Origin of the sequence: Bradyrhizobium sp. 23 (assembly GCF_023073295.1) — a bacterium.
In the GTDB taxonomy this organism is placed as follows: Bacteria; Pseudomonadota; Alphaproteobacteria; order Rhizobiales; family Xanthobacteraceae; genus Bradyrhizobium; species Bradyrhizobium canariense_D.
Map to the genome: position 1 here is coordinate 39513 of NZ_JADPJF010000134.1, position 6325 is coordinate 45837.

At 63.9% G+C, this 6325-nt stretch carries 6 protein-coding genes and 1 pseudogene; 6 read left to right on the forward strand and 1 reads right to left on the reverse strand.

The window, feature by feature from the left end; translation table 11 throughout:
• The 3 genes and pseudogenes from IVB32_RS32500 to IVB32_RS32510 form a co-directional block, all read left to right on the forward strand.
• Positions 1–285, forward strand: a pseudogene (locus tag IVB32_RS32500) (hypothetical protein); the annotation flags it as partial.
• A 143-nt stretch (positions 286–428) separates the two neighbouring features.
• A complete protein-coding gene (locus IVB32_RS32505; RefSeq protein WP_018453134.1) occupies positions 429–2351 on the forward strand; it encodes a propionyl-CoA synthetase in 1923 nt (640 codons plus the stop codon).
• A gap of 164 nt (positions 2352–2515) precedes the next feature.
• The gene (locus IVB32_RS32510; RefSeq protein WP_018453135.1) at positions 2516–2776 is read left to right on the forward strand and encodes a hypothetical protein; all 261 of its coding nucleotides are present in this window, start codon (positions 2516–2518) and stop codon (positions 2774–2776) included.
• A 119-nt stretch (positions 2777–2895) separates the two neighbouring features.
• Here the strand turns inward: IVB32_RS32510 and IVB32_RS32515 are convergent, their stop codons facing one another.
• Positions 2896–3591, reverse strand: a complete 696-nt coding sequence (locus IVB32_RS32515) for a cell cycle transcriptional regulator TrcR (RefSeq protein WP_007597507.1) — start codon at positions 3589–3591, stop codon at positions 2896–2898.
• Positions 3592–3844: 253 nt separating this feature from the next.
• Here IVB32_RS32515 and ispH point away from each other — a divergent pair, with 253 nt between their 5' ends.
• From ispH to rnhA, 3 genes are read left to right on the forward strand one after another with little or no spacing between them, the layout of a single operon-like run.
• The gene (gene ispH, locus IVB32_RS32520) at positions 3845–4813 is read left to right on the forward strand and encodes a 4-hydroxy-3-methylbut-2-enyl diphosphate reductase (protein WP_007597506.1); all 969 of its coding nucleotides are present in this window, start codon (positions 3845–3847) and stop codon (positions 4811–4813) included.
• Positions 4814–4819: 6 nt separating this feature from the next.
• Positions 4820–5803: a homoserine kinase gene (locus tag IVB32_RS32525; protein ID WP_247372346.1), complete on the forward strand. Its 984-nt coding sequence runs from the start codon at positions 4820–4822 to the stop codon at positions 5801–5803.
• Entirely contained in the window at positions 5800–6264 is a 465-nt protein-coding gene (gene rnhA, locus IVB32_RS32530) for a ribonuclease HI (protein ID WP_018453138.1), read from the forward strand. The genes IVB32_RS32525 and rnhA overlap by 4 nt, the downstream gene beginning before the upstream one ends.
• The last annotated feature ends 61 nt before the right edge of the window (positions 6265–6325 follow it).

Below are 6325 nucleotides of genomic sequence, written 5' to 3' on the forward strand. Positions count from 1 at the left end.
CGCTCGCGGCGAATTCCGGCAATGGCCCGTCGTTCGATTGTGCCACCGCGAAGCGCGAGGTCGAGAAGGTGATTTGTGCCGATCCGCAGCTGGGGGTGCTCGATCGCCAGATCGCCGAGACCTACGAGCGCGTGCTGAAATCGGCCGGGTCCCGCTTCGCCGGCGGCCTCCGTCGCACCCAGCGCGATTTCCTCACCACCCGCAATACGAGCTTCGGCCGCCCCCTATGATCTCAGGAAGGTCATGCAGGAGCGGCTGCAGCGGCTGAATGCGATGGATAGCTGAGCATTGTTCTTTTCAGCTTGAACCGCGGCCCGTTCCCGGGAAAATACCCCTCAAACAAGGCCGGTACTTGATCCCTGTCATGGCGGGACGTCTGTCCTGCAACAAGGTCAAGGCCAGGCGAATAAGGGAACGGGAGCGCGGGAATGAACGTCCGAGGAAACATCGACGGAAAAAGTCTCTATCACGAGGTTTATGCGCGCTCGCTGGCTGACCCCAAGGGCTTTTGGGCCGAGGTGGCCAAGGAGATCGACTGGATCGAGCCACCGAAAAAGATCTTCGATCCCTCGCAAGGCGTCTACGGCCGCTGGTTCAGCGGTGGCGTCGTCAACACCTGCTACAACGCGCTTGACCGTCAGGTCGAACGCGGCCGCGCCGACCAGGTCGCGCTGATCCATGATTCGCCGCTGGCAAATAGCGTCACCAAATTCACCTACGCCGAACTGCTGGCCGAAGTGCAGGCGCTTGCCGCCATCATGCAGGATTTTGGTGTCGCCAAGGGCGATCGCGTCATCCTGTATATGCCGATGGTCCCCGAGGCCGTCGTCGCGATGCTCGCCTGCGCGCGCATTGGCGCGGTGCACTCCGTGGTGTTCGGTGGCTTTGCCGCGAAAGAGCTCGCCACCCGCATCGACGATGCGCAGCCAAAGTTGATTCTGTCGGCGAGTTGCGGCATCGAGCCCGGCCGGATCGTGCAGTACAAGCCGCTGCTCGACGAGGCGATCAGGCTTGCGGGGGCAAAGCCGAAGGCCTGCATCGTGCTGCAACGTCCGCAGCTCGTCTGCGCCCTCACGCCCGGCCGCGACTATGATTGGGCGGGCCTGCGCCGCAAGGCGATGAACGACGGCAAGAAGGCGCCTTGTGTGCCCGTCGCCGCTACCGATCCGCTCTACATCCTCTATACGTCAGGCACGACCGGCATTCCCAAGGGTGTCGTGCGCGACAATGGCGGCCATCTCGTCGCGGTGAAATGGTCCATGTTCAACCTTTATGGCGTCAAGCCGGGCGAGGTCTGGTGGTGCGGCTCCGACATCGGCTGGGTGGTCGGCCACAGCTACATCGTCTACGGCCCGCTGCTGCATGGCGCGACCTCGATCATGTATGAGGGCAAGCCGGTCGGCACGCCCGATGCCGGCGCGTTCTGGCGCGTGATCAGCGAGCACAAGGCCGTCGCCTTCTTTACTGCGCCGACCGCGTTCCGCGCGATCCGGAAAGAAGATCCGGAAGGAAAATTCATCCGGCAATACGACCTCTCGACGTTCCGCACGCTGTTCCTGGCCGGCGAGCGCGCCGATCCGCCGACGGTGGAATGGGCGGAGCAGCAGTTGAAAGTGCCTGTGATCGACCATTGGTGGCAGACCGAAACCGGCTGGTGCATCGCCGGCAATCCGGTTGGCTTAGGTCAGCTGCCGGTGAAGCACGGGTCGCCGACGGTGCCGATGCCGGGCTATCAGGTCGACGTGGTCGACGAAGCGGCAAAGCCGGTCGGTCCGAACACCATGGGTTCGATCGTCATCAAGCTTCCGATGCCGCCGGGCTGTCTGCCGACGCTGTGGAATCAGGACGAACGGTTCAAGGAAGCCTATCTCACCGAATTCCCCGGCTACTACAAAACGTCGGATGCCGGCTACAAGGACGACGACGGCTATGTCTTCGTCATGGGCCGCACCGACGACATCATCAACGTCGCCGGCCATCGGCTCTCCACCGGCGGCATGGAGGAGATCCTGGCTTCGCATCCCGATGTCGCTGAATGCGCCGTGCTCGGCGTCAAGGACGCGATCAAGGGCGAGGTGCCCTGCGGCTTCCTGGTGCTCAAGGCGGGTGTGAAACGGGCCCCGGCCGAGATCGAGAAGGAGATCGTCGCGCTGGTGCGCGACAAGCTCGGTCCCGTTGCCGCGTTCAAGCTCGCCATCACCGTCGGCCGCCTGCCCAAGACGCGATCCGGAAAGATCTTGCGCGGCACGATCAAGAAGATCGCAGATGGTGAAGCTTGGACCATGCCGGCGACGATCGAGGACCCCAAGGTGCTGGACGAGATCGGCGATGCGCTGAAGGGGCGGGTGTGAGGTTTGCAATGGGGCTTGAATAGGCCGCATTTTTCCGCTCAATCCTCATCCTGAGGACCTGGCGCGCGTCTCGAAGGATGAAAGGCCCCGCTGCGGCAGCTTGGCCTGCATGGTTCGAGACGCCCGCTGCGCGGGCTCCTCACCATGAGGATGAAGGGCCTGCCATGAATTCGAAGCCGTTTCTAGCGATTGCATTTGCGGGCCTCATTCTCTCCGCCTGCTCCGCGCGCTACCAGACGCCGGTGGCGATGGGCGGCGATGATGACGACGCGGTCTGCCAGAGCCGCGGCTATGCGGCCGGATCGCCCGAATACGTGGCGTGCCGCAAGGACCGCGACGTCCAGCGCAGTTCCGCGACCACCCGCGCCGACCGCCGCCAGCGCGACCTCGGCGAATACATGCTGAACCATCCGGACCGGCCATAAAGGCTGCGCTGCGCCGCTGCGCTCGCAATGACGAGGTTGCTGAAGCTTCTTGCGTCAGACTAGAAACGCGGCGAGTTTCCCCGCCGCGTTTGCATTCGATGACGACTGAAGTGGAAGGATTACTCCTCCTCCTGGTCCTGCTTCTTGCCGCCGAGCGTCTTCAGCTTGGCGAACACAGCATCGACGTTGAGATCGTCGCTGGACCTCTCCGCGGGTTCGTACTCGTCCTTCTTGGTGGTTTCTGAGGCCGGCAGCAAAGTGGCGCCGCCATAGGCTGCGTCGATCGGCTTTTCCTTCGCCGCGCGCGCGACCTCGAAATCGAGCTCGATCTGCGAGCAGAGGCCGAGGGTGACGGGATCGATCGGCGTCAGCTGGGAGGTGTTCCAGTGGGTGCGATCGCGGACACTCGCGATCGTACTCTTGGTCGTGCCGACCAGGCGCATGATCTGGGCGTCCTTGAGCTCGGGATGGTTGCGCAGCAGCCAGAGGATGGCGCTCGGGCGTTCGTGGCGGCGCGAGACCGGGGTGTAGCGCGGGCCCTTGCGCTTGGGCTGCGGCGGCAGCACCACCTTGCTCTCCTGGAGGCGGAGCCGGTAGTCCGGGTTGTTCTCGCCCTTCTCGATTTCCTCGCGGGTCAGCTGGCCATTGGAAAGGGGATCCATGCCCTTGATGCCCTGGGCGGCGTCGCCATCGGCGATCGCGCGCACCTCGAGGGGGTGCATTTTGGTGAAATCGGCGACCTGATCGAAGGTCAGCGCGGTATTGTCGAGCAGCCAGACGGCGGTCGCCTTGGGCATCAGAGGTGCGTTGCTCATGGCAAATCTCCTTTGTGCTTCGCCCACCCCTTTGGAGGCGAAACCGGTGGTCATCAGCGATGACTGGGAATTCGCGCTATATAAGCCCGGAGGGGCTAGCCACGCAATGGTTCTGCTATAGATAGTGCCTTGACAGCGCCCGAAAGGGGGCCCAATTCCCTCTGAAGTCTCTGTAAGACCGTACCCAAGCCCTGTTCATCCATCGACCGCTTCCCGCCCATTTGGCGAGGTGATTCGGTCCCGAGATCGCTCAATGTCAGCCAAACCAGACCTCAAGATCGTGCTTTGTTCTCCCCGTGGCTTCTGCGCCGGGGTGGTCCGGGCGATCGACACCGTGGAACGGGCGCTCGATAAATACGGCGCCCCCGTCTATGTTCGCCACGAGATTGTGCACAATAAATACGTCGTCGATGGGTTGAAGAAGAAGGGCGCGATCTTCGTCGAGGAACTCGCCGAGATCCCGGAAAACACCACCGCGCCGGTGGTGTTCTCGGCCCATGGCGTGCCGAAATCGGTCCCGGCCGACGCCACCTCCCGCAATTTGTTCTCGCTGGATGCGACCTGCCCCCTGGTCACCAAGGTGCACCGCGAGGCCGCGATCCATTTCAAGCGCGGCCGCGAGATCTTCCTGATCGGGCATTCCCATCATCCGGAGGTGGTGGGCACGCTCGGCCAGCTCCCGACCGGCGCCGTGACCCTGATCGAGACTGCCGAGGACGCCAAGACCATCGCCCCGAAGGACCCGAACAACCTCGCCTTCGTGACCCAGACCACGTTGTCGATCGACGACACCGCGGAGATCGTGGCGCTCCTGAAGGAACGCTTCCCGAACATCAACGGGCCGCACAAGGAAGACATCTGCTACGCCACCACCAACCGCCAGCTCGCGGTGAAGAAGGTGGCGCCGGTGGTCGACGCCCTGATCGTGGTCGGTGCGCCGAACTCGTCGAACTCGCAGCGCCTGCGCGAAGTCGCCGAACGCGAGGGTTGCCCGATCGCCGTGCTGGCGCAGCGCGCCACCGAAATCGACTGGAAGCGGTTCGAGAACATCACCAGCCTCGGCATCACCGCGGGTGCCTCGGCACCGGAAGTGATCGTCGAGGAGATCATGGACGCGTTCGCCGAGCGCTTCACGCTGCATGTGGAGACGGTCTCGGCCGCGGAAGAGAACGAGTTCTTCCCGCTGCCGCGCCAGGTGCGCCCCGAAGCCGCCGCCGAGTAGACGTTCATGGCGGTCTACACCGACGTTGCCGCCGACGAGCTTGCGGACTTCCTCAACCAATACGATCTCGGCGAGTTGCTCTCCTACAAGGGCATCGCCGAGGGCGTCGAAAATTCCAACTTCCTGCTGCATACGACCAAGGGGTCGTTCATCCTCACGCTCTATGAGAAGCGCGTGGCGAAGAACGATCTGCCGTTCTTCCTCGCGCTGATGACGCATCTTGCCGAGCACGGCGTCAACTGCCCGCTGCCGGTGAAGGGAACGGACGGCGAGGCGTTGCGCGAGCTGTCGGGCCGGTCGGCCGCGATCATCACCTTTCTCGAAGGCGTCTGGCCGCGCAAGCCGAACGCGGTCCATTGCGCCGGCGTTGGCGAGGGGCTCGCCAGGATGCATCTGGCCGGCGCGAATTTCGCGATCAGGCGTGCGAACGCGCTGTCGGTCCCGGGCTGGCGGCCGCTGTTCGATGCCGCATCACACCGGGCCGACGAGGTGCAGCCCGGCCTGCGCGCGTTCCTGAGCCAAGAGCTCGACTACCTCGAGAGCGGGGTCTGGCCGACGCTTCTGCCCGAAGGCGTGATCCACGCCGACCTCTTCAACGACAACGTCTTCTTTCTCGGCGACAAGTTGTCAGGGATCATCGACTTCACTTTCGCCTGCAATGACTGGCTCGCCTATGATGCCGCGATCTGCCTCAACGCCTGGTGCTTCGAGCCGGATCATTCCTTCAACGTCACCAAGGCGCGGGCCTTCCTCAATGCCTATGGCCGCGTGCGAAAGCTGTCCGAGCCGGAAGAGGCAGCGCTGCCGCTGCTCGCGCGCGGCGCTGCGATGCGCTTCCTGCTGACGCGGCTGGTCGACTGGCTCAACGTTCCGCCCGGCGCGCTGGTTCGGCCGAAGGATCCGCTGGAATATGTCCGCAAGCTGCGCTTCCACCAGAGCGTTTCCAGCGTGCGCGACTACGGGCTGATGCCGTCGGGGCTGGTGGCGTGAGCGAGCTTCCGATTGTCACGATCTACACCGACGGCGCCTGCTCGGGAAATCCGGGGCCCGGCGGCTGGGGCGCGATCCTGAAGTTCGGCGACAAGGAAAAAGAACTGAACGGTGGTGAGCGCCACACCACCAATAACCAGATGGAATTGATGGCGGCGATCTCCGCGTTGGAAGCGCTGAAGAAGCCGTGCACGGTCGATCTCTATACCGACAGCCAATATGTCCGTCAGGGCATTACCGGCTGGATCCACGGCTGGAAGCGCAACGGCTGGCGCACCGCCGACAAGAAGCCGGTGAAGAATGTCGAGCTATGGCAGCGCCTGGATGCCGCGCTGAAGGCCCATGACGTGCGGTGGCACTGGGTCAAAGGTCACGCAGGCCATCCCGAGAACGAACGCGCCGACCAGCTCGCGCGCGACGGGATCGTGAAGGCGCGGTTGCAGCAGAGGCTGGCGGAGTAGGCGCGCGGTCGGCGCTCCTTCCTCATGCTCCGCCGTCATCGCCCGGCTTGACCGGGCGATC